The sequence below is a fragment of the Spirosoma pollinicola genome, from assembly GCF_002831565.1.
Classification (GTDB): Bacteria; Bacteroidota; Bacteroidia; order Cytophagales; family Spirosomataceae; genus Spirosoma; species Spirosoma pollinicola.
In genome coordinates this window covers 534,779-559,584 of sequence record NZ_CP025096.1, presented here as the reverse complement: position 1 = coordinate 559,584, position 24,806 = coordinate 534,779, and the positions used below count along the sequence as shown (strand labels likewise).

26 protein-coding genes and 1 tRNA gene are annotated in these 24,806 nt (G+C 46.9%); 17 read left to right on the top strand and 10 right to left on the bottom strand.

The window, feature by feature from the left end; all coding sequences use genetic code 11:
- Nucleotides 1-8 precede the first annotated feature (8 nt).
- The 3 genes from CWM47_RS02315 to porG all read left to right on the top strand — a co-directional run bounded on the left by CWM47_RS02315 (nt 9) and on the right by porG (nt 2,827).
- Nucleotides 9-884: an NAD kinase gene (locus tag CWM47_RS02315; protein ID WP_100986179.1), complete on the top strand. Its 876-nt coding sequence runs from the start codon at nt 9-11 to the stop codon at nt 882-884.
- Nucleotides 885-1,051: 167 nt separating this feature from the next.
- Nucleotides 1,052-2,071 carry a DUF6089 family protein gene (locus tag CWM47_RS02310; protein WP_100986178.1) on the top strand — a complete coding sequence of 340 codons (1,020 nt, stop codon included), beginning with the start codon at nt 1,052-1,054 and terminating at the stop codon, nt 2,069-2,071.
- Nucleotides 2,072-2,155: 84 nt separating this feature from the next.
- Nucleotides 2,156-2,827 (top strand): type IX secretion system protein PorG, encoded by a 672-nt coding sequence (gene porG, locus CWM47_RS02305; protein ID WP_100986177.1) that lies wholly within the window; start codon nt 2,156-2,158, stop codon nt 2,825-2,827.
- Between the two features lie 171 nt (nt 2,828-2,998).
- On the opposite strand, the gene bshB1 is transcribed toward porG, so the two are convergent.
- On the bottom strand, nt 2,999-3,718 hold the full coding sequence (gene bshB1 / locus CWM47_RS02300; protein WP_100986176.1) for a bacillithiol biosynthesis deacetylase BshB1: 720 nt from the start codon (nt 3,716-3,718) through the stop codon (nt 2,999-3,001).
- Between the two features lie 271 nt (nt 3,719-3,989).
- On the opposite strand from bshB1, the gene CWM47_RS02295 reads away from it, so the two are divergent.
- A complete protein-coding gene (locus CWM47_RS02295) occupies nt 3,990-4,997 on the top strand; it encodes a nitrilase-related carbon-nitrogen hydrolase (protein WP_100986175.1) in 1,008 nt (335 codons plus the stop codon).
- Here the strand turns inward: CWM47_RS02295 and CWM47_RS02290 are convergent.
- Nucleotides 4,994-6,115, bottom strand: coding sequence for an AI-2E family transporter (locus CWM47_RS02290; RefSeq protein WP_100986174.1), 1,122 nt, complete (start codon nt 6,113-6,115; stop codon nt 4,994-4,996). The genes CWM47_RS02295 and CWM47_RS02290 overlap by 4 nt on opposite strands.
- A gap of 158 nt (nt 6,116-6,273) precedes the next feature.
- Here CWM47_RS02290 and CWM47_RS02285 point away from each other — a divergent pair, with 158 nt between their 5' ends.
- The 3 genes from CWM47_RS02285 to CWM47_RS02275 all read left to right on the top strand — a co-directional run bounded on the left by CWM47_RS02285 (nt 6,274) and on the right by CWM47_RS02275 (nt 8,685).
- Nucleotides 6,274-6,837 (top strand): L-threonylcarbamoyladenylate synthase, encoded by a 564-nt coding sequence (locus tag CWM47_RS02285; RefSeq protein WP_100986173.1) that lies wholly within the window; start codon nt 6,274-6,276, stop codon nt 6,835-6,837.
- Between the two features lie 65 nt (nt 6,838-6,902).
- Complete coding sequence (locus tag CWM47_RS02280; RefSeq protein WP_100986172.1) at nt 6,903-8,378, top strand: CCA tRNA nucleotidyltransferase; 1,476 nt, start codon at nt 6,903-6,905, stop codon at nt 8,376-8,378.
- Nucleotides 8,379-8,475: 97 nt separating this feature from the next.
- Entirely contained in the window at nt 8,476-8,685 is a 210-nt protein-coding gene (locus CWM47_RS02275; RefSeq protein WP_100986171.1) for a hypothetical protein, read from the top strand.
- A gap of 74 nt (nt 8,686-8,759) precedes the next feature.
- On the opposite strand, the gene CWM47_RS02270 is transcribed toward CWM47_RS02275, so the two are convergent.
- Entirely contained in the window at nt 8,760-9,551 is a 792-nt protein-coding gene (locus CWM47_RS02270; protein ID WP_206170666.1) for a M23 family metallopeptidase, read from the bottom strand.
- A 230-nt stretch (nt 9,552-9,781) separates the two neighbouring features.
- On the opposite strand from CWM47_RS02270, the gene CWM47_RS02265 reads away from it, so the two are divergent.
- The 3 genes from CWM47_RS02265 to CWM47_RS02255 all read left to right on the top strand — a co-directional run bounded on the left by CWM47_RS02265 (nt 9,782) and on the right by CWM47_RS02255 (nt 12,958).
- A complete protein-coding gene (locus tag CWM47_RS02265; protein WP_012925283.1) occupies nt 9,782-9,973 on the top strand; it encodes a cold-shock protein in 192 nt (63 codons plus the stop codon).
- Nucleotides 9,974-10,124: 151 nt separating this feature from the next.
- Nucleotides 10,125-12,266: a Tex family protein gene (locus CWM47_RS02260; protein ID WP_100986170.1), complete on the top strand. Its 2,142-nt coding sequence runs from the start codon at nt 10,125-10,127 to the stop codon at nt 12,264-12,266.
- Nucleotides 12,267-12,334: 68 nt separating this feature from the next.
- Complete coding sequence (locus CWM47_RS02255; protein ID WP_100986169.1) at nt 12,335-12,958, top strand: C40 family peptidase; 624 nt, start codon at nt 12,335-12,337, stop codon at nt 12,956-12,958.
- Nucleotides 12,959-13,019: 61 nt separating this feature from the next.
- On the opposite strand, the gene CWM47_RS02250 is transcribed toward CWM47_RS02255, so the two are convergent.
- Nucleotides 13,020-13,274 carry a GIY-YIG nuclease family protein gene (locus tag CWM47_RS02250; RefSeq protein ID WP_100986168.1) on the bottom strand — a complete coding sequence of 85 codons (255 nt, stop codon included), beginning with the start codon at nt 13,272-13,274 and terminating at the stop codon, nt 13,020-13,022.
- A 168-nt stretch (nt 13,275-13,442) separates the two neighbouring features.
- Here CWM47_RS02250 and CWM47_RS02245 point away from each other — a divergent pair.
- A tRNA-Ala gene (locus CWM47_RS02245) sits at nt 13,443-13,516 on the top strand.
- A 114-nt stretch (nt 13,517-13,630) separates the two neighbouring features.
- On the opposite strand, the gene CWM47_RS02240 is transcribed toward CWM47_RS02245, so the two are convergent.
- Complete coding sequence (locus CWM47_RS02240; protein ID WP_100986167.1) at nt 13,631-14,128, bottom strand: DUF3299 domain-containing protein; 498 nt, start codon at nt 14,126-14,128, stop codon at nt 13,631-13,633.
- Between the two features lie 91 nt (nt 14,129-14,219).
- Between CWM47_RS02240 and CWM47_RS02235 the strand changes: the two genes are divergently transcribed.
- The 6 genes from CWM47_RS02235 to CWM47_RS02210 all read left to right on the top strand — a co-directional run bounded on the left by CWM47_RS02235 (nt 14,220) and on the right by CWM47_RS02210 (nt 21,541).
- Nucleotides 14,220-15,797, top strand: coding sequence for a sensor histidine kinase (locus CWM47_RS02235; protein WP_100986166.1), 1,578 nt, complete (start codon nt 14,220-14,222; stop codon nt 15,795-15,797).
- Between the two features lie 4 nt (nt 15,798-15,801).
- On the top strand, nt 15,802-16,458 hold the full coding sequence (locus CWM47_RS02230; RefSeq protein ID WP_100986165.1) for a response regulator transcription factor: 657 nt from the start codon (nt 15,802-15,804) through the stop codon (nt 16,456-16,458).
- Nucleotides 16,459-16,604: 146 nt separating this feature from the next.
- The gene (locus CWM47_RS02225) at nt 16,605-17,240 is read left to right on the top strand and encodes a peroxiredoxin (RefSeq protein ID WP_100986164.1); all 636 of its coding nucleotides are present in this window, start codon (nt 16,605-16,607) and stop codon (nt 17,238-17,240) included.
- A 219-nt stretch (nt 17,241-17,459) separates the two neighbouring features.
- Nucleotides 17,460-17,705 carry a hypothetical protein gene (locus CWM47_RS02220; protein WP_100986163.1) on the top strand — a complete coding sequence of 82 codons (246 nt, stop codon included), beginning with the start codon at nt 17,460-17,462 and terminating at the stop codon, nt 17,703-17,705.
- A gap of 113 nt (nt 17,706-17,818) precedes the next feature.
- Nucleotides 17,819-18,592, top strand: coding sequence for a glycoside hydrolase family 25 protein (locus CWM47_RS02215; protein ID WP_100986162.1), 774 nt, complete (start codon nt 17,819-17,821; stop codon nt 18,590-18,592).
- 153 nt (nt 18,593-18,745) lie between these two features.
- Nucleotides 18,746-21,541, top strand: a complete 2,796-nt coding sequence (locus tag CWM47_RS02210) for a M14 family metallopeptidase (RefSeq protein WP_100986161.1) — start codon at nt 18,746-18,748, stop codon at nt 21,539-21,541.
- 91 nt (nt 21,542-21,632) lie between these two features.
- Here the strand turns inward: CWM47_RS02210 and CWM47_RS02205 are convergent, their stop codons facing one another.
- The 5 genes from CWM47_RS02205 to CWM47_RS02185 all read right to left on the bottom strand — a co-directional run bounded on the left by CWM47_RS02205 (nt 21,633) and on the right by CWM47_RS02185 (nt 24,698).
- Nucleotides 21,633-22,085, bottom strand: a complete 453-nt coding sequence (locus CWM47_RS02205; RefSeq protein ID WP_100986160.1) for a hypothetical protein — start codon at nt 22,083-22,085, stop codon at nt 21,633-21,635.
- A 10-nt stretch (nt 22,086-22,095) separates the two neighbouring features.
- Nucleotides 22,096-22,560 (bottom strand): hypothetical protein, encoded by a 465-nt coding sequence (locus CWM47_RS02200; protein WP_100986159.1) that lies wholly within the window; start codon nt 22,558-22,560, stop codon nt 22,096-22,098.
- A 69-nt stretch (nt 22,561-22,629) separates the two neighbouring features.
- Nucleotides 22,630-23,202, bottom strand: coding sequence for an RNA polymerase sigma factor (locus CWM47_RS02195; RefSeq protein WP_100986158.1), 573 nt, complete (start codon nt 23,200-23,202; stop codon nt 22,630-22,632).
- 87 nt (nt 23,203-23,289) lie between these two features.
- A complete protein-coding gene (locus CWM47_RS02190; RefSeq protein WP_100986157.1) occupies nt 23,290-24,243 on the bottom strand; it encodes a transketolase family protein in 954 nt (317 codons plus the stop codon).
- Between the two features lie 32 nt (nt 24,244-24,275).
- Nucleotides 24,276-24,698, bottom strand: coding sequence for a hypothetical protein (locus CWM47_RS02185; RefSeq protein WP_157815878.1), 423 nt, complete (start codon nt 24,696-24,698; stop codon nt 24,276-24,278).
- Nucleotides 24,699-24,806: the final 108 nt, after the last annotated feature.

The following is a 24,806-nucleotide window of genomic DNA, read 5'->3' as shown; positions in this document are numbered from 1 at the left end:
ACTTCTCTATGAAAATCGCCATTCACGGGCGCAACTTTCCCGAATCGGCACGGCCCTACATTCAGTCGATGTTTGAGGAATTGGCCAGACGGCAGACCGAGGTAATTATTTCGAAAGGGTATCGCGAGTATTTGGATAATACGGGCGTAGCTCACTACAGTCAGGCTACTTATACCGTTGAAGAGGGCGTTTCTGATGCCGACTTCATCTTCAGCCTGGGGGGCGATGGTACGCTTCTCGACGCTGTTACCCATGTTGGCGCACGCCAAATTCCAATTATCGGCATTAATATCGGTCGCTTGGGCTTTCTGGCTACAGTCGCGCCGGCCTCAGTAAGGCTTATGATCGATGCCCTTTTTAATGGACAATACACCATCGACGAGCGAAGTCTGGTAAGTGTGCGCTCAACGCAGGATATTTTTGGTAATCTGCCGTTTGGGTTAAATGACTTCACAATTACGCGAACCCAAACCTCGTCGATGATCACCGTGCATTCGTACCTCGACGGCGAATTTCTAAATTCGTATTGGGCCGATGGGTTGATTATTTCAACGCCGTCGGGTTCCACAGGCTATTCTCTTAGTTGCGGAGGTCCGGTTCTTTTACCCCAAACAGAAAGTTTTATTATCACCCCCATAAGCCCGCATAACCTCAATGTCCGGCCAATGATTGTGATGGATACCTGCCAACTGGCGTTTGAGGTCGAAAGTCGAAGTGGCAATTTCCTGGCGGCTCTGGACTCCCGTTCGTACACGGTCGATACCTCTGTTCGAATTAGTGTTCAGAAAGAAACGTTCAAGGCGCGATTAGTTAAACTAAGTGATGATAATTTTCTGAACACCCTGCGCAGTAAACTTAACTGGGGCTGGGACATCCGTAATTAAAAAACGGGTATCGGTGCTGAAATTCTGCCGAATGATCGCATTTCATTTCGTTGTTTTCCCTGTGTGACATAAATTTTAGGACCTATTGCCAATAAAAGCAACGGCCCTTCCGTTTCGGAATTGGCTGGCTTTTGGGTTAGTTGTGTTGATTCACGTATTTAATGAGTATGAATAAGTATAAACAGGTAGTAATAGGCGCTGCGGCAATCTGTTTGCTGTCAGGTTTGGTTACGGAAAGTTTGGCACAACGGCGACCAAACACCCATTTCGCACCCTATTCGTCAATTACGTTTGGGGCAGGTACGTCCACCTATTTTGGTGATCTGGCCGGTTACCGTAAGCCATTTAAGGCATTGACTACCTTACCCCGCTGGAACGTGGGGTTAGGCTATACGCGTCAGTTTACTCCTCATTTTGCTGCTCGGGCTATGTTCACCTGGGCGCGTATTGTGGGTGATGATTATACATTCTCAAAAAGCAATATTGAGGCTAACCTGCCTCAATATGCCCGGAATCTTCACTTCCGGAATGATTTGAAAGAGTTTGCCGTAACGGGTATTTATAATTTTATTGAGGATGGGCGGAATTCAGAATCACGAGCAAAAATTACACCCTATATATTCGGGGGTATAGCATTACTGGCGCACAGTCCCGAGGCTCGCACGCCTGTGGCAGAGGGTACAAATGCTAGTCCGTATGCAGGTCAAGACTGGGTTAAACTCCAGCCCTTACATACAGAAGGCCAGGGGCAACCCGGATTTGATAAACCCTATTCGCTGGTAACACTGTCAATTCCTGTTGGCTTCGGCGTTCGTTATAAACTAAATGAGAGCTTTAACATTGGGGCCGAGATTGGCTTCCGGTACACCTTTACCGATTATCTTGATGATGTAGGCTCAGGGACTTACCCAGGTAGCACCAATTTGAATGGGCTTGCTCTTGTCATGTCGGACCGGCGGCAAACGGAGACGTTTGCTGCACGCTATGTGAAAAGTCCGCCTGATCGTTACACTACATTGATCAATATGTACAATAGCGGTACTCCTCAGCAGCAGGCCGCAATTTCAGATGCGTTGAATACGCCTGTGCGTAGTACTGATGGTTTATTTAATGATGGTTATTTATTAACCAACTTCTCAATCCATTATATCATTCCGGGCAAAATCAAGTGTCCGCCTACTAAGTAAACAGCGGCTGGCACCAGTTATGTATGAAGTTGTTGGTTAGTATGACCACGTTTCTAGAGCCTGGTGGTTACTGTCACCTGATTTATGCATCAATATGGAATCAAGAAAGCCCGGCTTATTGTAGCCGGGCTTTTTATCAGCCTGAGTGTACAGGCGCAGAAAATAGAAATTGGGGGTGGTTTGGGGGGCATGCTGTATAAAGGCGATGTATCTCCGGCACTTAATCCCCGCTTTTACAGGCCTGCCGGTAGTCTTTTTTTTCGGTATAATGCTACCCGTTCTTTCTCAGTACGGGGAAGTGGTGCTATTGGTGGTCTTCGCGCAGATGATCAGGCTAGCTCCGACCCATTACAACAAGCCCGCGACTATTCATTTCGAACAAATATTACCGAAGCGGAAATTGACTTTGAATATAATTTTCTGAACTATCAGGGATTGCCTAAAGTAAAAAACTGGACGCCTTATATATTTGGTGGTATAGGTTTATGCAGGTTTACTAATGCCGTGGTTCGGATGGGTGGCGTTGTTACTTATCCGCTGGGCATAGGCCTCAAGTATGAGATAAAGAGGCCGTGGAGTGTGGGCGTTGAGTTTGGCACCCGCTTTACTCGGAATGACTATTTGGATGGCCTGGGTGAATATACATTTGGACCGGCGGTCACCAAAGTATCGCAGAGCAACCCGGCACTAAAAGACAGCTATACCTACACGACGATAACACTGAGTTATACATTTTATAAGATCGTTTGCCCTTAACAATCGGTACTAAGCAAATTTTTCTAACCACAGAGGCACAGAGAACACAGAGCTTTAATATCCTGATAGTAAATCAATTGAAGCTCTATGTTTTCTATGTCTCTGTGGTTAAAAAAATTTGGTTAGGCGATTAGTGTCGCTATTTCCTGAATAGCAACGTTGAATATCAGACTACACCAATGCAAACAAATCCTTTACACCCAGCATTCGTCTGCTGATAAAGCCTTCGCCAAACTCTGCCCCAATCATGTGACCGTGTTCCCGCATCCGGGATTCCAGAAATTTCATAAACGGTTCGCCCGAAATGTAGCTTTGAGGTTCTGTACTTTCGGGGTTGAAAAACTGACTTTTATACGCTTTTATGGCGGCTAGTTTTTGATCCCAGTAAGGTGTAATATCGACAATAAAATCAGGCTTCAATGACCGGTCCTGAATGAAGTTGTAGATGTATTTTGGGCGATGGGCCTCCTGTGGTTTTCCATCTTTGCCTACTGTTTTTATTTGCCGCAAACCGGCATAAAAACAGGCATCGGCAACAAGTTCAGCTGCCCGTCCGTGGTCGGGGTGGCGGTCGTCCGGGGTATTCGTCAGGATGATTTCGGGCCTATACTGTCGGATAATAGGAATAAGCGCTAGTTGGTGCTCTTCGTCATTTCGGAAAAAGGCATCCCGAAACCCCATGTTTTCACGAGCAACTAAATGCATCAATCGGGCACCTTCTTCGGCTTCCTGCGCGCGAATTTCGGGAGTTCCACGTGTGCCTAATTCGCCCCTTGTTAAATCAACACCTGCTACTGTTTTGCCTTGTGCAATAAGCGAGAGAATTGTGCCCGAGCAGGTCATTTCAATATCATCGGGATGGGCCGCAATGGCCAGTACGTCAACGGTCATGTCTGTATTCTTTGACTGGTTGGTGGTTATGTAGGTAACTATCAGTGCCCCTCAACAGGTAAACCGCTTTGGGAAATCGGGGAGTAAAAAATTAGTAACATTCTGTCCGTATTAATTCCGGACAAACCCGATGAGTAGGTAATCAACCTGACCTCCGATTCGTTCCTGTTCGACCCCGAAGGCAACGGTTTGCTAGTATATCGATGGAAACGCTTTATTTTAGCGAACTAACCTGTAAGCCCGCTGTAACTACATTTCCTATCAATTAACTATGTCTTATAAAGCCCTTGCCCTCCAACTAACTTGCCAGACAGTAAACGTCTATCAAACTCGCGATGAAGCCGAATCGCTTATGCTTCAGTCAATTGAGCGTATTGAACGCCAGATTGCCGCATCGGTTGGTTTGCTAGGTCGTGACACATTGCTTGTTACCGTACCTGAATTTTTCCTGACAGGCCCACCAGTAGACGAAACGGTGCACCAATGGCGAGAAAAAGCCGCTCTTGAAATTGATGGCCGGATTTATGAAGCCCTAGGTGCAATGGTACAACGGCAACAGATATACTTTTCCGGGAATGCTTACGAACAAGACCCTTTTTTTCCTGAACTCTATTTTCAAACCAGCTTTATTATTGGACCCAATGGCGATATTCTTCTGCGTTATCGCCGGTTGAACGCCATGTATACACCCACCCCTCATGATGTTTGGGAGTTATATGTAGATGCTTACGGCTACGATTCGTTGTTTCCGGTAGCGAAAACGAACATTGGAAGTTTGGCGTGTATTGCATCTGAAGACATTTTGTTTCCCGAAGTCGCCCGCTGTTTGTCCATGCGTGGGGCCGAAATCCTGATCCATTCAACTTCAGAAATAGGCAGTCCGCAAGCAACACCCAAAAACATAGCCAAACAGGCACGGGCCATCGAAAATATGACCTACGTTGTATCGGCCAACTCGGCCGGAGTGGTGGGCAGTTCGATACCATCCGGCACGACCGATGGGGGTTCCAAAATCATTGACCCTAAAGGAATAATACTGGCTGAAGCTGCCTATGGAGAGAGTATTGTTGCTACTGCTGACATTGATCTGGCTGCCTTGCGGGAGTTTCGCCAACGGCCCGCTGTCGGGAATCAGCTTGCTCGTCAGCGGGTGGAACTCTATGCCGAGAGTTATGCAAATCATAGCATCTACCCGCCTGATACACTCTTGAACCAACCCGCCGAACGACCTCATTTTACCCGAACACAGCAGGAGGTCATCAAGAAATTGTATAGTTAAGCATTTGTCTCGGTTACCACGACTTTTCGTCGGCGTCGTGGTAACCGAAATAGATTACTGCCTGCTTCTTCGGGGGTTTGGTCACCTAGCAAAACGCCCCAAGGACGTAGACCATCAACGCGGTCGAAAATTACTTTCAGGATGGCAATAGCGGGAATAGATAGAAACATGCCTGATACGCCTGCCAGTGCGCCACCAATTAACACACCCACAATAGACACGAGCGCATTGACGCGGACTTTAGACGCTACAATGAGTGGAACCAATACATTATTATCTACAAACTGAACGAACAGAAAGACGCCAATCACCCCGACAATAAGAGAGGGTTCAGGATTATTGCTAAACGTGACAATGACGGTCAAAACCGTGGCTACCAAACCGCCAATGTAGGGCACCAGATTTAGGATAGCTGCCATAATGCCCAGTAGAATTGAATACTGGACCCCAAGAATAAGAAGTCCGACCGAATTAAGGGCGGCTACACAAGCGGTTTCGATAAGCAAACCGACCATATAACTCTGAACAACGGCTTTCACCTCACCCAACACTTCACGCACCCGGTCGGTATGCTTTTCGGCAAAAAGAACGACCACAAAATGGAGCAACATGGTGCGGTAGTAAAGCAATAAAAAAACATAAATGGGCACCAGTGTCAGAGTGCCAAGTGGCCCCGTAATGAACCCGAGCGTATCAGTACTCTGCAAACTATCGAGTGTTTGCGCCTGCGCCTTTTGGAGATATTTCTCCTGCTGCCGATAACTCACATTGTATTCACGTCGAATCCACTGTTTAGCATCGCTGAAAAAATCAGTTAAATTCTGCCGAATTTTAGGTAGATCGTCTGTAAAGTCGGACAACTGCATAGACAGGGCAATGGCTATTCCGGCCACGATAATAATGGCAAACAGCAACGCCAGGCTAATGGCAATGACTTTGTGAATACCCCACCGAATGAGCCGGTTTTCAACTGGCCGTAAGAGCACCGCGATCAGACCCGACATGGCCAGCGGCACCAGAATATCCTGTCCTAAATAGATACCGACAGTTATAATTGCCAAGGCAAGTAGAGAATGCGAAAACTGATGGTAGTGCGGTCGTAAAGGTTCTGCAGACATAAGCGGGCGTATGGTTCATGGAAATTGAGTCGTTTGGCGAACCAGAGTCTCAACATCGCATTGGTTTTTTTGTTCATTCAACAGAGACTTACCCGCTATCTTCCCTATGGCTGACCGTCTTTCTCCAAACTTGCTGTATTTTTGTGGTTTATTCAACTATGACTACAGACATTCGCGATCTCGCTTACAAACTCAGACAGGGACAACTTATTGCGCTTGCCGACGAAACAGGCTGGTCTGTGGTTGCCGACCCCGTTAATGATTCGGCTGTGGAGAAACTGTTGACCCTACAGGCGTTTATACCCGCTGGTTTGCAGCCAACTGTGCTCATTCATAGCGCCGATCAGTTGGGCATGTATGTAGCGAAACTCCCGGAGATAGCCTACGATCTGGTTGATTTTACAGAAATTCCGTTAACTGTTATCTTCGAACAGGGCAAGAACCTGTCAACGGTTTTGTGGCGGTCTGTGGAAACAATAACGGGTGCCGCCGGACAACCAACGGGCGAAGTAGCTGTTCGACGCCTGTTGAACCCCGATTTACAGCGCCTGATCAGCAGTTTCGGGCGGGGAGTGCTCTCTATTCCACTGGAAGCGTTGAGTTTGCCCCCTGCCGCCGAAGCCCTCATTGCCGAGAGAATGGGGTCACTGCCGGGCATGCCAAAACGATCACGCATTATGCGATTGGCAGTTAATGGGGAAATTAATTTTATCAGAAAATAGGTTGTCAGTCGGGCGTTGGTTAAAAAGGCCAGTAGAGTCTGACGTGTGACAACAAAACTTTGTACATGAATTTTAGCGACACCTTACATAAGAATCCGGTTTTTGATGTCATTGCTCAACAAGCCGATGCGCTTGGTGTGCAAACCTACGTCATTGGTGGATTTGTGCGTGATCTGGTTTTGGGGCGTCCGTCGAAAGATATTGATGTAGTATGTATTGGCAGCGGCATTGCCCTGGCCGAAGCCGTTGGGAAAGCCCTTCGAACAAATGTAGCCGTGTTTCCTAATTTCGGAACGGCCATGCTCAAATCCACCGTGCCAGCAGGTGAAGAGGAGTGGGAGGTCGAATTTGTTGGTGCTCGTAAGGAGTCGTATCGAAGCGATTCGCGCAAACCGATTGTAGAAGATGGTACGCTCGAAGATGACCAAAATCGCCGGGATTTTACCATCAATGCCATGGGTATCAGCTTGAATCGCAACGCCAATTCGTCTACAGCGTTTGGTGAACTGCTCGATCCATTTGAGGGATTAAAAGACCTCAAGCGAAAAATTATCCGTACGCCCCTCAACCCCGATATCACCTTTTCCGACGATCCACTGCGCATGATGCGGGCCATTCGATTTGCCTCGCAGCTGGGTTTCGATATCGAGCCCGATACGTTTGATGCCATTGTGCGGATGAACGAACGAATTACCATTGTTTCGCGGGAGCGTGTTACAGATGAACTGAATAAAATCATCCTGTCGCCCACGCCTTCGTATGGATTCAAACTGCTTTATCACGCTGGCTTACTGGAGCGGATCTTCCCGGAATTGATCGCTTTAAAGGGTGTTGAAACCATAGAAGGGAAGGGTCACAAAGATAATTTTTACCATACGCTTCAGGTTCTCGATAACATTGCCAGTCGCGCTGAGCCAACGAAATATGCCGGGGAGGCTGACAATGAACTTTGGCTACGCTGGGCGGCTCTTTTGCACGATATTGCCAAACCGGCTACGAAACGTTTCGACCAGAAAGTTGGCTGGACATTTCACGGTCACGAAGATATGGGCTCGCGTTGGGTGCCGGGTATCTTCCGGACAATGAAACTGCCCCTAAACGAACACATGCGGTTTGTACAGCGGCTCGTGCGCCTGCATTTGCGGCCTATTGCCCTCACAAAAGAGCAAATCACCGACTCTGCCCTTCGACGGCTGCTTGTTGACGCAGGCGATGACTTGGAGGGACTAATGGCCCTCTGCCGCGCCGACATTACGTCGAAAAACTATGAGCGAGTCCAAAAACACCTGCGTAATTTCGATCGCGTAGAGCGAAAGCTTCAAGACCTTGAGGAACGCGATAAACTTCGTAGTTTTCAGCCGGTTATTACGGGTGAGTTTATCATGGAAACATTTGGATTGCCCCCATCGAAAGAAGTAGGGGAGTTGAAAGCTGCTTTACGCGAAGCCATCCTGGATGGTCTCGTTACGAATACACTCGAAGACGCCTATCCATTCTTACTTGAAGAAGGCCGTAAACGTGGATTGAACGCAGTTGCATAATGTATACTGTTGGACAGTATCTGACAGAGATTGCTCTTTCTCGCTCAGATGCACGCCACAGCATACATCCGGGCTTATCATTTTTGATTAAAAACTTATGGAGAATAATAATACTAATTTCCGGCGCTTTTTTGGCGCATCGCTTACCATTCTGGGCGTAGTAGTCGTACTGTTTGCTTTAGTGGCTTTCCTCTCCGAAGGCAAAGCAGTATTAGGGTTACACGTATCGAAAGCTGAATCAGCTGCCCCTTTCATCGTAGGCATGATTTTCCTGGTTACAGGTGTCAACCTCGTGCGTGAATCGTAGAAAGATGTAGGATGTATTATATATAACGTATGATATGAAAACTGGCGTAAGTAATACATCCTAAACATCTCACATCATTTCGCTGGTTTTGCTGTAAGCAGCCACTCGTAGGTATTGATAGGTTGAGGGAGACCGTCGGGCTTGATCTGCAGATACATTAGGTGTAGGTGCGTTGGGGAACGGCTTTTATACGCATTAAAGCCGCTTCTGCCCATTTCGGCGAGTTTCTGCCCAGCTGTTACCCACTGTCCCGGCCTTACATCGACCTGGCTGTTGTGGGCATAATAGAACAAACCGTGGAGGTTGGGATCATACACCCAGATCCAGTTGCCGCCCCGGTACTCGGAGCCGGGTTTCCAGGAGGTTTCAATAGCCAATACCAGCCCCCGGCTCATCGCCAGAATATCGACGGGTTTACCCGTACGGTCGTCGATGATGTCCTGATTGCGGTCGCTGATGAAAATATCTTGGGCGGGATGGCTACCGCGTACGGTATAATCGAACAGGTCAAAGCCATTGCCCCGATAGCCTTCGCCATGTGTACCACCAATGGCACTTGTCGAATAGCCACGAATGGGAAAGCTGAAATACAGGCCCGTACGGCGCAGGCTGTCTCGTTGAATTGAATCTTGTTTGTAGGTTTCCATACTACGAAACCGCGTTTGCAGGCCATGCATGATGCCACTGAACTGTAATCGGGCCGAGTCGGGCGTTATGCTTTGTTCACGAATTTGCGTGTATAAAGTTTGAAACTGCTGGCAATAGCTATAAAGCGTAGGCTCATCGGAATTGCTGAGAACTACCTGCGACGAGGCCGCGTTTAGTCCCCCAATTAACAATGCGCCTAAAATGCCTACTATCCGCATGAACGAAGTTACGTCAATCTTCACTACTGGTTGTATTCTATTAGGACGGTAAAAATACATAAAGTAGCGCGATAGGCGCATATAATATGGCTAGTGAAGTCGATTGTAACGGCCAATGAGCACTATTTTGACCTATTTGAAAAAATATTTTCGAATCTTTAAAGAAATTTTAGAAATACATTTGGAAATGAACTTGATAGTACCGTCCTTCGCCTAAATTTAAAATAGCAATGCAAACAGGAACTGTAAAATTCTTTAATGAAACCAAAGGGTTTGGTTTTATTAAACCCGATGACGGTGGCGAAGACATTTTTGTACACGCTTCCGGTCTCATCGACCAAATCCGTGAAAACGACAAAGTTAAATTCAATGTCGAACGCGGTAAGAAAGGCTTAAATGCCGTAAACGTCGAAATGGCTTAATCGTAAGATATACCAAGACACACACTATTGTAAAAAACATGCCAGTTGGCATGTTTTTTTTTGCCCTGTCGGTTCGTATGGCCATTTTTGCAGGACTTTTTGCGCTGGATTCAATTTAGGTCCATCACAAAAGGTCTTTTTTAGTTTTAGTATGACCCAATCCATTGAACAACGTATTGCGGCCCGGCTGGGCTTGAACATTCGGTCGGTAACCGCCACTATCGAACTACTCAACGGCGGGGCCACTGTTCCCTTTATCGCCCGCTATCGTAAAGAAGCTACCGCATCGGCCAATGGTTCGCCCCTTGACGAAGTCGAAATCGGGAACATTAAAGAAACGCTGCAAAAAATCCTCGACCTCGATAAACGCCGGGAGACAATTATAAAATCCATCGATGAGCAGGGGAAACTTACCTCCGACCTCCGCCGGAAACTCGAAGCTACCGACTCGCTCACCGATCTCGAAGATCTCTATTTTCCCTACCGTCAAAAACGGAAAACCCGTGCCACAATCGCAATTGAGCGAGGACTGGAGCCTCTTGCCAATAGTATAATTGCCCAACGTGAAGTAAACCTGGATCGAATTGTTCAACGGCACCTTTCCGATGCCGTTCCAACGGTGTCTGATGCGTTGCAGGGCGCCCGCGATATTCTGGCTGAGCGGATTAGTGAAGACGCCGATGCCCGCCAGCGGATTCGTAACCTCTTTGAGCGGGAAGCGATCATACGCGCTGTTGTCAAAAAAGGTAAAGATACGGAGGGTATAAAATTCAAGGACTATTTTGACTTTGCCGAACCGCTCCGGCGGGTACCTTCACACCGGTTGCTGGCGTTGCGACGGGGAGAAACCGAAGGGTTTCTGGCCGTTAGTATCGGTCCTGACGAAGAAGCTGCTACCGAACGGCTCGAACGGCAGTTTGTAGCTGATCGGACGGGTACGCCCGTTTGTAAAGAGCAACTTGTGCTGGCTATTCGTGACGGCTACAAACGCTTGCTCAAGCCTTCGCTCGAAACCGAATTTGCCAATGCGTCTAAAGACAAAGCCGATGCAGAGGCTATCCGAATTTTTGCTGACAACCTGCGCCAGCTTTTGCTTAGCCCGCCACTGGGTCAAAAGCGCGTGCTGGCCATTGACCCCGGCTATCGAACGGGTTGCAAAACGGTTTGCCTCGATGCACAGGGAAATCTGTTGACCGAAACGGTGCTGTATTTAGCCCACTCTGAATCTCAGCGGCAGCAAGCCATCAGTACAGTTCAGAAACTTGTATCGCAATATGCTATTGACGCTATTGCCATTGGAAATGGTACCGCCGGGCGAGAAACAGAAGAGTTTGTGCAGGCTTTACAACTCGACAAGCCGATTTTTATGGTGAGTGAACAGGGAGCATCTATTTACTCTGCTTCGGATGTAGCCCGCGAAGAGTTTCCTGATCGTGACGTTACCGTTCGGGGAGCTGTTAGTATCGGCCGTCGACTTATGGACCCGCTTGCCGAATTGGTGAAGATTGACCCTAAGTCGATTGGTGTGGGGCAGTATCAGCACGATGTGAATCAAAGTGATTTAAAAACCAGCCTTGATACTGTAGTGGAGAGCTGTGTTAATCAGGTAGGTGTATCGCTCAATACCGCCAGTGCTTATTTGCTTCGCTATGTTTCGGGTTTAGGGCCGCAATTAGCTGGTAATATTGTCGCGTATCGGGCAGAAAATGGGGCTTTCACTTCGCGCGAACAACTTAAAAAAGTGCCTCGACTTGGTGCCAAGGCGTATGAGCAATGTGCCGGTTTCCTTCGTATTGAAGGGGCTAAAAATCCTCTGGATAATAGTGCGGTTCATCCAGAGCGGTATGGGTTGGTAGAGAAGATGGCTGTTGAAGTAGGAAGTCGTGTTAATGATCTTATCCATCGGCCAGAGTTACGCCAGCAAATTAAAATCGAAAAGTACGTGACCAGCGCCGTCGGCTTGCCTACGTTGCGCGATATTCTGGCCGAACTCGCCAAACCCGGCCGCGACCCCCGTGAACAACTATCCGTGTTTGAATACGATGCCCGCGTTCGTTCGGTCGATGATTTGCACGAAGGGATGGTGCTGGCGGGTGTCGTAACCAACATCACGGCTTTTGGGGCGTTTGTCGATATTGGCGTTAAGCAAGATGGGCTGGTACACGTGTCTCAATTGGCCAATCATTTTGTGTCTGACCCCAAAACGGTTGTAAAAGTATTTCAGAAAGTAAAAGTTAAAGTCCTGGAAGTCGATAAGGCCCGTAAACGGATTGCATTAACTATGAAATTTTGATAGGTTGCAATACGCGAATGTGTCACAACGTTAAAAAATTGCCTATACTGCCTTAACCCAATCCCTGTATGCAACAACGCTGGTTTCGGGATGTTATACGTCCCGTACTGCTGAGTGCCTGCCTGCTCTGGCTACTTATTGCCTGTAATGCGCTCCGTTCCTCTGGCCCATCCGTCAGTCGTCGCCCACCGTCGTCTAAGCCGGTTGCCAATCGCCCATCGACTGGAAAAACACCTGTTCGTTCACCGGCTGCTCCGGCAAAGCCGACAGGTAAAGTAGTCGATAGCCGTACCTACGAAAATCGTTATGTGCCCGAAGTAGTAAAAATTGCCCGCACCTATACAGGAACCCCCTACAGGTCGGGTGGTAATACATCCGACGGTATTGATTGTTCGGGGCTTGTATATGCCGTCTTTAATACGGTTGGTCTGAAAATGCCCCGTATTTCATGGCAACAATCTGAAGTAGGGCATGAAGTGGAAGTTGCTGAAATACTACCCGGTGATTTGATTTTCTTTGTACCTGATAAGGGACAGGCGGGTTACGTTTCGCATACGGGTATTGTGACAGAGGTGAATGGTTCACAGAATATTCGGTTCATTCATGCGTCTTCATCGCGGGGCGTTCGGGAGGATAATTTATATGCCGATTACTTCAAAGGACGATTTGTTAAAGCACTGCGCCCGTTCTAATTTGTATTGATAGCCATAAAAAAAGCCGCTTTCGAAAGCGGCTTTTTTTATGAGAAGGGATCTAAACGGCTGATTGGGTGCTGTTAATAAGCTCTTCCCAATGTGTGCGATCCTTCTTTTTGAGCTTCATTTCTAAGCTTAAGGCTTCATTTCTCGTGTCAAATGCCCGTGTGAATCGTACTTCCCAAGGCTTTCCATCGGCCGTAACCGGGTTTGTTTTAGCGTTATGTTGCCACAGCGTTATTTTCAAATCTTTGGTCTGACCGATGAAATACCGGTCAGCTGTTGGGCTATAGATAATATATACTGTATGCATGGGTATCGGAAGTATTATCAAAACTACGCAATTGATAATACAAAACCAATATTGGACTACAGGGGCACTATGTTATGCTGTAATGTCAAAAAAAAAGGAGTTTGCGTTTGGGTCAGGATTATTTTTTACGCATCTTTGCACCCACAAAACGGCACTATAGGCGTTTAGGGGGGATTAGCTCAGCTGGCTAGAGCGCTTCCATGGCATGGAAGAGGTCATCGGTTCGACTCCGATATTCTCCACTTCTGAATACAGAAACCACTCGACTAGAGTGGTTTTCTTATTTACTGGCTTCTCATCATAAAAAAACAGGGCTCTCGCTGGGAACCCTGTTTTTTTATGATGAGAAGCCTTATTTACTGAGCAATCATTTCGGCATCAGCCAAGATATAATTGAGCTCGTAAATATTATCAGCATTCAGTTTCAACGTGCCTCGAAATGTCCGGCGTTCATCCGTTTTGAATTTCTTATCAGACTTTTTGAATTTCAGCGACACAACCGATTCAGGTCCTGCGCCCCCGCAGAAAAAACAGGCGCTATACGGGAAAGCCGATAGCACATATATATTTGATTCCAGATCAACAGGCAGGACATAGCCTGTCAGATCAACCGTTTTTCCGTTTAATTTCTGGATGCCTTGTCCAAACGTTGGGTAAAGCATGTAGACAGATTCTTCGGCATACCATTTTTTCTTGAAGGTCACATCTCGCAAAACTTCCCAGGAGAGTTTTACGGGTTCGGCAACTGCAGAAACTGATACGCCCGGTTTTACACGGTCAACAGGTGGCAGGGCCGGACGAAAGGCCGGGGCTGCAAGTGATACGAAAAATAAGGCAATCAGTAAACGAGCCATATTGTTGAAAGTCTTAACGAGAGGTTGTAATTGGTAAAAATACAAAAAATATTACTTTTACTAACTCACTTTTGTATCGACAACGCTACTCGTGCCTGACACACTCAACGACAACACAAAAGACGGCTCGGTAATTCCCCTTCGATTTACCCGCCTATACTTAAGCCTTCTGATTTTTCTTGCCGTTTTACTAACGGTAGGGCAGGGGCTGACCCAATGGCGACTTCGCGCAGCGCAAGATGAGTTGTGGATCATTCGCTACTCTGCCATACAGCGGCATCAGAGCCAGCAGATCGTAAAAGAGGTATTACAGATCGCTGACCCTAACGAACAGGAAAATTTCTCAGAGAACGTTACTGCATTAAGACAGGTATTTCCTGTTTTTGAGCGCTACCATATGCAGGTGCGTCAAGGTCAGGCAGATAACCCCAGAGTATCCATTGTAAACTCCAGTACAGTTCAACAATTATACGAAGGTATTCGGCCACAATTCGACGCTTTCCGCCAAAGCGCCCATAGGCTAATGCGGCTGAAACAGTATGAAGAAGTTAAAAGTCCTGAGATTCAGTCTAGTATTAAACTGATGCTGGCCAATGAAAAGCCATTTCTAGAAAAGATGGATGGTATTGTCCGGGAGTATACTACCGAACTGAGGGCTAAATTAACCTTGCTGCAATCCATAGAATTGTACTTGTATATTTTTACAGTATCGGTACTAATCGGCATTGGACTGTTGATTTTCCAACCGGCTGCTCAAAAACTTAAGCAGACATTTGCGCAGCTTATTGAAGCCGAAAGCCAGACCACCGCTGCCAATAAGAAATTGCTCAATGCGAACCGGGTATTGAAAGAAACACGTCAGAAACTATTTGAGGCTACCAAACTGCAATACCAGCAGGAGATTGACGAGCAAAAATTGCGAACGTCGTACTTGATTGCCGGTCAGGAAGAGGAACGAAAACGCCTGTCGCGCGAACTGCACGATGGACTGGGGCAAATGCTGACGGCTATCAAACTGCAAATTGAGGGACTTGAAGCCAGCTTAGCCAGGGCCGCAGCATCCGAACAAACGGGTGTAATACCACACACCAAAAACCTGAAAACATTGAAAACGCTGGTTACACAGACGATTCAGGAGACGAGAACGATTTCTAATAACCTTATGCCTAGTGTGTTAAGTGATTTTGGTATAATACCGGCTATAAAAATGATTGCTGAGCATGATCGAAGCGAATTGTTTGACATAACGTTCGAGACGAATTTCACACCAGATATGCCACGACTAAATAAAAACGTTGAGATTATGCTGTATCGGGTCACTCAGGAAGCGGTAAGTAATGCCGTCAAGCATGCTAAACCGTCGCATATTCACATTGAACTAAATGAACTGGGTAATACGCTGCATCTGCTCGTGAGCGATGATGGCCAAGGATTTCAGGTACCCAGAAAAAAGCAGGAAAACGGGTCAACGAAGCAAAAAACGGAAATTAACGATGATACACCCCATTCATTAGAACTACGGCCCCCTTCTCAGGGTTTACAAAATATGCAGGAACGAACCAAGTTGCTCAACGGCAAATTTAAACTTCAATCTGCGATTGGTAAAGGCACTAAAATACAAGTTAGTATTCCCTATAAAACGCAGTTTGCATCCCATGACACCTACTAGATTAATGTTAGTGGACGATCATTCAATCGTTCGTGACGGTATTCGACTTTTGCTCGAACAAGCCGATGGCCTTGAAATTATTGATGAAGCCAATGATGGCGAAGAGGCCCTCGATAAGCTGAAAGTGCTTCAGCCTACACCAGCCCTTTTGCCTGATTTAATCCTGATGGATATTTCACTGCCGGGCATGTCGGGTATTCAGACGACTCAGGTCGTCAGTCGATTATATAAAAACGTGCGTGTGCTGATGCTGTCGATGCACAATAATGAAGATTATATTTTGCGGTCGGTGGAAGCAGGTGCTTATGGCTATATTCTGAAAGACTCATCCTCCGATGAAATGATCAAAGCCATTCGTACCATTGCCTCTGGCGAAAAATATTACAGCTCACCGGTAGCCTCCATTATTCTGAGTGGCTATATGCAGCAGTTGAAAAAAGGAGATCGCCACGGTCGCGCCGAACGTCAATCCAAGCTTTCTAACAAAGAAAAAGAGATTTTGCAGTTTCTGGTTGATGGTATGAGCAGTCGCGAAATTGCCGAAAAACTTCAACTCAGTGTTCGGACAGTTGATAACCATCGGGCCAATATGATGCGTCGGCTTCAGGTGCGCAATGCCGCCGAGCTGGTCAGAATGGCCGTGGAGGATAAGCTAATCTGAATCTGAAAATTGGATACTTGAAAAATTGCGAACCTGAGAATTCTTTTTTAGGTTTGCTCTATAAACCGGCTAATAGCCGGTTTTCCATTTAGTTATTACTATATTAACTAGATAGGATTTATGCACTAATAAAAAACCACTTAATTATGTCACTGCGCTTAGGAGATATTGCTCCCGATTTTGAGGCCGACACAACACAAGGCCATATTCACTTTCATGAATGGCTCGGTAATTCATGGGGAATGCTGTTTTCGCACCCTGCCGATTTTACGCCCGTTTGCACCACCGAATTAGGCAGAACTGCCTTGCTTAAAGATGAATTTGGCAAGCGTAACGTAAAGGTCATTGCCGTATCGGTAGATGATCTGGATTCGCACAACCGCTGGACACCCGATATCAAAGAGGTGACGGGCACTGAAGTTAACTTCCCTATCATTGCCGATGCAGATCGGACAGTGGCGACCTTGTATGATATGATTCATCCCAACGCCAGCGAAAAAACAACTGTTCGCTCGGTATTTGTGATTGGGCCTGATAAAAAAATCAAGCTGACACTAACGTACCCGGCGTCAACGGGTCGCAATTTTAACGAGTTGATCCGTGTTATTGATTCACTTCAATTAACGGCCGATTACCAGGTGGCAACGCCTGCCGATTGGCAACAGGGCGACGATGTAATTGTTACGCCCGCTGTTACAAATGATCAACTGGAAGCTAAATTCCCTAAAGGCGTAACGTTTGTTAAGCCTTACCTCCGTACCACGCCCCAGCCTAATAAGTAATAGTTAGTTGGGTTTGCCGATCCATTCTGCCGGATCAGAATCTGTATCTGCTACCATATAATATGAAGGCAGTGACTATAGATTCTGATCTGGTTTTGTTTTAAGACACCTTAAATTGGACCATACGCATACTATCTGTTTTGAACGCATCCGGCATAAAACTTTCTAATTCATTACTGAGTTAAATGCGCTGGTACTAACTAAAAACAACTTAACGTTATGGCAAAAAATAAAAATAATAACCCCGAACATTCCGAAGGACCAGTGGCAACAGCTATTGAAGAACAAACCGCCAAACTGCCCTCCGACATTTTTTTATGGGCCGCGTTAGGCTCAATGGGCGTTTCGCTCTATTTGCAGTCGGTCAATAAACGCGACAAAAGCCTGTTTGTTGGTCAATGGGCGGCTCCCTTCCTGTTGCTGGGTTTATATAACAAGTTGGTCAAGCTGGAAGGGCATGACTAAAAAGACTCAAATGAGAGTTTGTGAAAAAGCCCTCTGCAATTGCAGGGGGCTTTTTTATGTGCGGTTTGTTTATTGCTAATGCTGTATTTTTGGCACGCTAATCAACGACCTGAATGAAAAACCGCGTTCTATTTAATATTATCGTTCGACGATATGGTCTATGGATCGGGGCATTTTTACTTGTATTGATCACATTCTTCGTTGTTCGGTCGCGTCGCGCTGCTGAACTCGACTGGCAGTTTGTGCGGGCCTTTGGTATCCGGTTGCCCATGCGTTTCGGTATTCATGGGATTGACGTATCCCGGCATAATGACCGTATCAATTGGGAACGTGTTCGAGAGATGGAGGCCGATGGGGTTCGACTCCAGTTCGTGTTTATTAAAGCGACAGAAGGTGCTACACTGGCCGATAAGCATTTTGAAAAAAACTGGCGTGAAGCGAAGAAATCAGCCTTACGTCGGGGTGCCTACCATTTTTACCACCCCACCCGCGACCCACTTAAACAAGCCAATAATTTTATAAGAACGGTCGATTTGAGTGAAGGTGATTTCGTTCCTGTCGTTGACTTTGAGGTCATAAACGGCCAGTCGGATGAGACGATAATTAATGGGTTAAAGCTCTGGCTCGAAACGGTTGAGGAGCACTACCACGCCCGGCCAATGATTTATACGAATGGCAATTTATATAAACGATATATTAAGGGTAACCTCGACGAATATCCTCTTTGGATTGCCGACTATTCGGCCAAACACCTGCGCAATTATAATCCTGATAAACTTTATCTCTGGCAACATAATCAGAGTGGTTGGGTGCATGGTATTCGGGGGCAAGTTGACTTTAATGTATTCGTAATGGATGAATATCGCTTAAAGGATATTTGTTTATAACTATCAAAAGAGAAGGATTCATTGGGAAATAGTAAAGACTACAAATAAAAGTTCTGAAAAAATCTTAAGAAGTTCGTTTGGTCAGATAACACTAGTATGTGCAAAAGTCCCTAATTTGGTGGGGTTACTTCGACAATCTGACTAAATACCTCTATGATTCAAAAAGTTCTCCATTCGTTTATGTTTGTTTTAGCTCTGGGCTTGCTAGCTACCCAGGCACAGACAATTCCCACCCCTAAAGAGCATTTTGGCTTCAACATCGGCGATGATTATCAACTCGCCACCTACACGCAAACCGAGGCTTATTTCAGAAAAGTAGCGGCAGCCTCAGACCGGGTGAAACTTGTTGACATTGGCCTGACTGAGGAAGGGCGTCATCAGTTAATGCTTATCGTTTCTTCGCCCGAAAACCTGAAGAAACTGGACCGGTACAAGGAAATCTCGCAGAAACTTGCCCGCGCCGAAAACCTCTCCGACGAGCAAGCGCACACGTTGGCAAATGAAGGGAAAGCAGTTGTCTGGATTGATGGTGGCCTGCATGCCACTGAAACCGTTGGCACGCACCAGCTCATCGAAACGGTTTATCAACTGACAAGCCGCAAAGATCCTGAAACGATGCGTATTCTAGATAAGGACATTATCCTGCTCACGCATGCCAATCCCGACGGGCAGGAAATAGTGACGAACTGGTACATGCGCGAACCTAAAGCTGAAAAACGCGTACTGGATAACTTGCCGAGGTTATATCAAAAATACGTGGGCCACGACAACAACCGCGACTTCTTCATCATGAACATGAAGGAAACCCAGAATATCGGGCGCCAGTTGTTTGTTGAATGGATTCCGCAAATTATGTACAATCACCACCAGAGCGGCCCGGCTGGGTCGGTGCTGGCAGGTCCGCCCTATCGCGATCCATTCAATTACGTATTCGATCCATTGATGGTAACAGGCATCGACGCCCTCGGCGCAGCCATGATCAATCGCCTGAATGCCGAAAACAAGCCTGGTTTTACTCGTCTCGGCGGCTCCGTTTTCTCAACCTGGTATAACGGCGGTTTGCGTACTACAACACACTTTCACAACATGGTTGGCTTGCTGACAGAAATAATTGGTGGCCCAACGCCAGAGGATATCCCCCTTGTTCCCAAACGGTTGATCCCGAATGGTAATACGCCATTTCCTGTTACGCCCCAAAAATGGCATTTCAAACAGTCAATTGACTATTCGATCTCGCTAAACTACGCGGTACTGAATTATGCGGCTCGTTATGGCGACGAACTGTTGTTCAACATCTATCGGATGGGTAAAAACTCCATTGAACGCGGCAGTCGGGATTATTGGGCTCTTTCGCCCAAACGTATCGACGCCATTGATGAGGCTTTCAAAAACGATCCGAAAAAAGTTGTTCCCCCTACAAATGCAGCCCTGGCCCAATACGGCTTTGTGCCTCGCGGTGGCGGTATGCCAATCAAGTATTATGATACCATCATGAAGGCGCCGGTTCTGCGCGATCCACGTGGGTTTATCATTCCGGCCAATCAGCCCGATTTTGCAACGGCAGTTAAATTCATCAATGCATTGGTTAAAACGGGTATTCAAATTCAGCAGGCAACCGCCGATTTTACAGTAGCGGGCAAGAAATATCCGGTTGGCTCCTATGTTGTTAAAACCGATCAGGCATTCCGTCCGCACATATTGGACATGTTCGAACCGCAGGATCACCCCAATGACTTCCAATATCCGGGTGGGCCACCGGTTCGCCCATACGATGCGGCAGGCTGGACACTCGCCTACCTGATGAACGTTCAGTTCGACCGTATTCTGGATGGTTTCGATGGCCCATTCAAGAAGTTACCAATTGGCGAACTTCAGTCGCCGGAAGGGCACGTCAATGGCGCATCAGGCGCGGGGTATGTATTGAGTGCCAAAGCTAATAATTCCTTTATTGCTGTTAATGACCTGCTCGCGTCGGGTGTTGAAGTATATAGATTACCAAATGGTGTTGGCGAAAAATCGACTGTGGAGGCAGGTGCTTTCTTTGTTCCGGCTTCTGCAAAAGCAAAATCACTGCTGGATAAATCGGCCAAAGAACTTAGCCTGGAAGTAAGTGGCCTTTCCAAACGGCCAACCACGTCAATGACCAAAGTGTCGCCAATGCGAATTGCCCTTTGGGATTCTTACGGTGGGTCGATGCCGTCGGGCTGGATTCGCTGGCTGATGGAGCAATACCATTTCCCGATGAAGGTTATCTATCCTAAAGACATTGATGCCGGGGATCTGCGTAAGAAATTCGATGTAATCGTTTTTGTTACCCGCGCTATTCCACCAGTTGGTGCCAAGGACGATGATATTTTTGCTGCGCTGGAACGTGCGCCAAAGGAAGAAACAACCCCTGAAATGTACCGTCCGTGGATGGGCAAAATTACGGCCGACAAGTCGATTCCACAGATAAAAACATTTATGGAGTCGGGCGGAACGGTTGTGACTATTGGCAGCAGTACGAATCTTGCCTACCATCTAAAACTGCCCGTGAAAAATGCGCTTACCGAGATGACAAACAGCGGACAGGAAAGGCCGCTACCGGGTGAGAAATATTACATTCCCGGCAGTGTATTACGGGTAAGTCTGGATTCGACACAGCACGCTACCTGGGGTTTATCGAATCAGACAGATGTTTACTTCGATGCTAGTCCAGTCTTTAATCTGGCTCCTGAAGCCATTGCTAAAGGAACGGTGGTGCCGCTTGCCTGGTTCGATACAAACAAACCGTTACGCAGTGGCTGGGCATGGGGACAATCCTATTTGCAGGATGGTGTTGCCGCCTTTATGGCCCCGGTGGGTTCTGGAAAACTCTATGCATTTGGCCCCGAGATCACTTTCCGCGCTCAATCGCAAGGGACGTTTAAGTTGCTGTTCAATCAGCTTTACGCGCTTAAAACGCCGTAACAGTTAACATAGCGCGGACCACCCACGCTACGTAAAACACAAAAAGCCTGACCGAAATTCGGTCAGGCTTTTTGTTGACTAACGCTTTTTGTTAGTTCGAGTTGTTGAGCTTGTTGAGAAGCATTTTGTTGAACATTTGTTCGGTTTTATACAACTCCGCTAATTGCGCCGGGCTGATGACTTTCAGGAACCGACTCATATATTCTTCGTCGAGATCAGCCAGTTTCTGCTTCGTCGCATTAACTTCCCTGAGGCCGTTCACCAGCTGATTATCATTCAAGTTGGTACGCGACGGTTCGTTATTAAGTTGCCGAATCCGACGGTTCAACTCCTGTTTCTTCGCGTTGTATTCATTATACACTGCCCAAAACTGGGGTGCCTGATCGGTTGTCAGGTTCAGTCGGTTGGTAATCAAACCAATCTTTGCCGATTCAATTTTCTGGCGTCCATTGAGATCATTCTGCGCATTGGCGAGTTGCGTCGTCAGCGTCAGGGCAATCATCCAGCCAATCCATGCGTGTTTCATCTTGGTAGAGTTAACCATTCTTTATAAATCAGGAGCCCATATTTGGATTGTCGAAAAATTCCTCATCCCTAATATGTTGCTGAATGTCTTGAGGCTGCACGTTCAGATACTGAATCGCCGTTGTATCATTTCCCATAGATGAGTGGAGTTGTTGGCTGTCGGCCAGTTCATCGGCGTTGACTCCCTGCTCATCCAGGTAGGCTGTAATAACGTCATTGCTTACACCGGCTAAAGCTTCGCTTGGCAATGACTCCTGGCGCTGGGGCAAGGTTTGCCAAACCAGCAAGGCAATCATACTAGCGCCCACTAACGATGCAGTTGTGCGCTGCCACGACCAACTGATGCTAAATGCCGGTTTTGCTTTGTGCGTTACACGCGCCTGTACCCGAGATGGCAACGTATCGAAATAGCCATCCGGTGCCACAAACGGGTGTTGCCGCATTGGGTGTTCTGGTGGTAGTTCGTCAAGTCGGAAGTGTTTATCCTCGTTCATGGTAAGTGGTGTGTGTATTACACAATTCTGTCTCAGTTTAGGTATTGGACAGTGTCAAGCGGCTGAGGTTTAATCGGTCGTATCTGTTTTCGTGATATAATCCTCAATTTTTTTGACAGCTAAATGATACGACGCTTTCAAAGCACCAACCGATGTACCGGTAATCTCCGAAATCTCATCATACTTCATATCGTCGAAGTACTTCATGTTGAAAACAAGCCGTTGCTTATCGGGAAGTTTAAGCAGTGCCTTCTGCAATTTCATTTGCACTTCCTCACCAGTTGGTTCGCTACCCGATGTCACATAATTGGAGTTGCTTTCCAGTTTCTCCATCAGCTCACCCTCTACGTCGCCAATAGGCAGAAAAAAGCGTCGGCGTTTCTTGTTCAGGAAATTAAGGCACTCGTTGGTAGCAATGCGGTACACCCATGTATATAACTGACTATCACCCCGAAACTGTTCCAGACTGTTCCAGACTTTTATGAACGTTTCCTGCACTAAATCATCGGCGTCGTCATGGTCGATAACCATCTTGCGGATATGCCAATATATTTTCTGCTGGTACTTGCGCACCAGCAGATTAAAGGCGTAGTTCCGGCTCGACGGATCGCGGTATTTGGCGAGGATTTCTTCGTCAGTCATTCGTTATTTGTAGAGACGTATCCCTTTGCGTCTCCTGTGCGTCAGCTAAAATCACCTGGTCATAAGACGCAAAGGGTTGCGTCTCCACTATTTTCTTGCCATTACTTTCTTCACCTGCTCAACGATTTTGTCGGCAGTGAGACCGTATTTCTGCATAAGCTGGTCAGGTGTAGCGCTTTCGCCGAAGGTGTCATGAACACCTACGTACTCAAGTGGGGCAGGGTAGTTGCGAGCCAGCACCTGTGCGACGCTATCGCCCAAACCACCATTAATCATGTGCTCTTCGGCAGATACAGCACAACCCGTTTTCTTCACCGAAGCCAGAATAGCCTCTTCATCTAACGGTTTAATCGTGTGAATGTTGATAATGTCGGCTTCGATTCCTTCTTCCGCCAGCATTTCGCCCGCTTTGATGGCTTCCCAAACAAGGTGACCCGTGCAGAAAATCGAAACATCTTTCCCTTCGTTCACGGTCCATGCTTTACCAATCTCAAACTTTTGGTCGGCGGGGGAGAAAACCGGAATCACCGGCCGCCCGAAGCGCAGATAAACCGGCCCTTCGTGTTCGGCAATGGCAAGAGTAGCTGCTTTGGTCTGGTTATAATCGCAAGGATTGATAACGGTCATGTTGGGCAACATTTTCATCATGCCCAAATCTTCCAGAATCTGGTGCGTAGCGCCATCTTCGCCGAGGGTCAAGCCCGCGTGGGATGCGCATATTTTAACGTTCTTGTTTGAGTACGCCACCGACTGGCGAATCTGGTCATAAACCCGACCCGTAGCGAAGTTGGCAAATGTGGTAGCAAAGGGGATGTGACCACCAATGGTTAATCCTGCCGATACACCAATCATGTTGGCTTCGGCGATACCGCACTGAACAAACCGCTCGGGATTTTCTTTGATGAAAACGTCCAGTTTGAGCGATCCGGCCAAATCGGCGGTTAGGGCAATCACGTTAGGGTTCGTCCGGCCTAACTCGGCAATGCCCGCGCCGAAGCCCGAACGCGTATCTTTTTTCTCTGTGTATTCGTACTTTTTCATGGTCTATGTAGAGACGCAATCCTTTACGTCTGTTAGTTCGCCGAAGCGAGGGTTTGCAATTTGGTTAAAAAATAATTGGCACTGGAGCAATTTGGGTGTCGAGCTGCATTTTCGATGGTAAAACCATATTTCAGCATTCGACGGGCTAACATCGGTTTTGTCCCAATACCTCGCTGGGTTTTTAATTTAAACAAGTGCTTTAGCGTCGCAAATGGGTTTTGTTCTGCTTCTGGATTATTAAATTCAAAAGTATCATCTGAGAACAGCCTGCGTAACGTAATTGTATCACCCAAAAACCAGGACTCTATTTGTTGTACAGCTACAATCACGACCTGATTATTCTGGTTAGTAACACGTTCACGAGTGATTGTAATACATTCATCTTGATCAAGGTCAGTGATAACAACAATTACACTTGCTCCATTTCTAAATAGCGTTTCGCGAATATCGGTCATACGATGAGGAAGTAGATTCCCACTTCCGGCAACGTCAAAAACAGGACTTACGCAAGTCAACCCATTTCGATAGAGCCACTCTTGAAAACTGGCTGACTCAATAATATC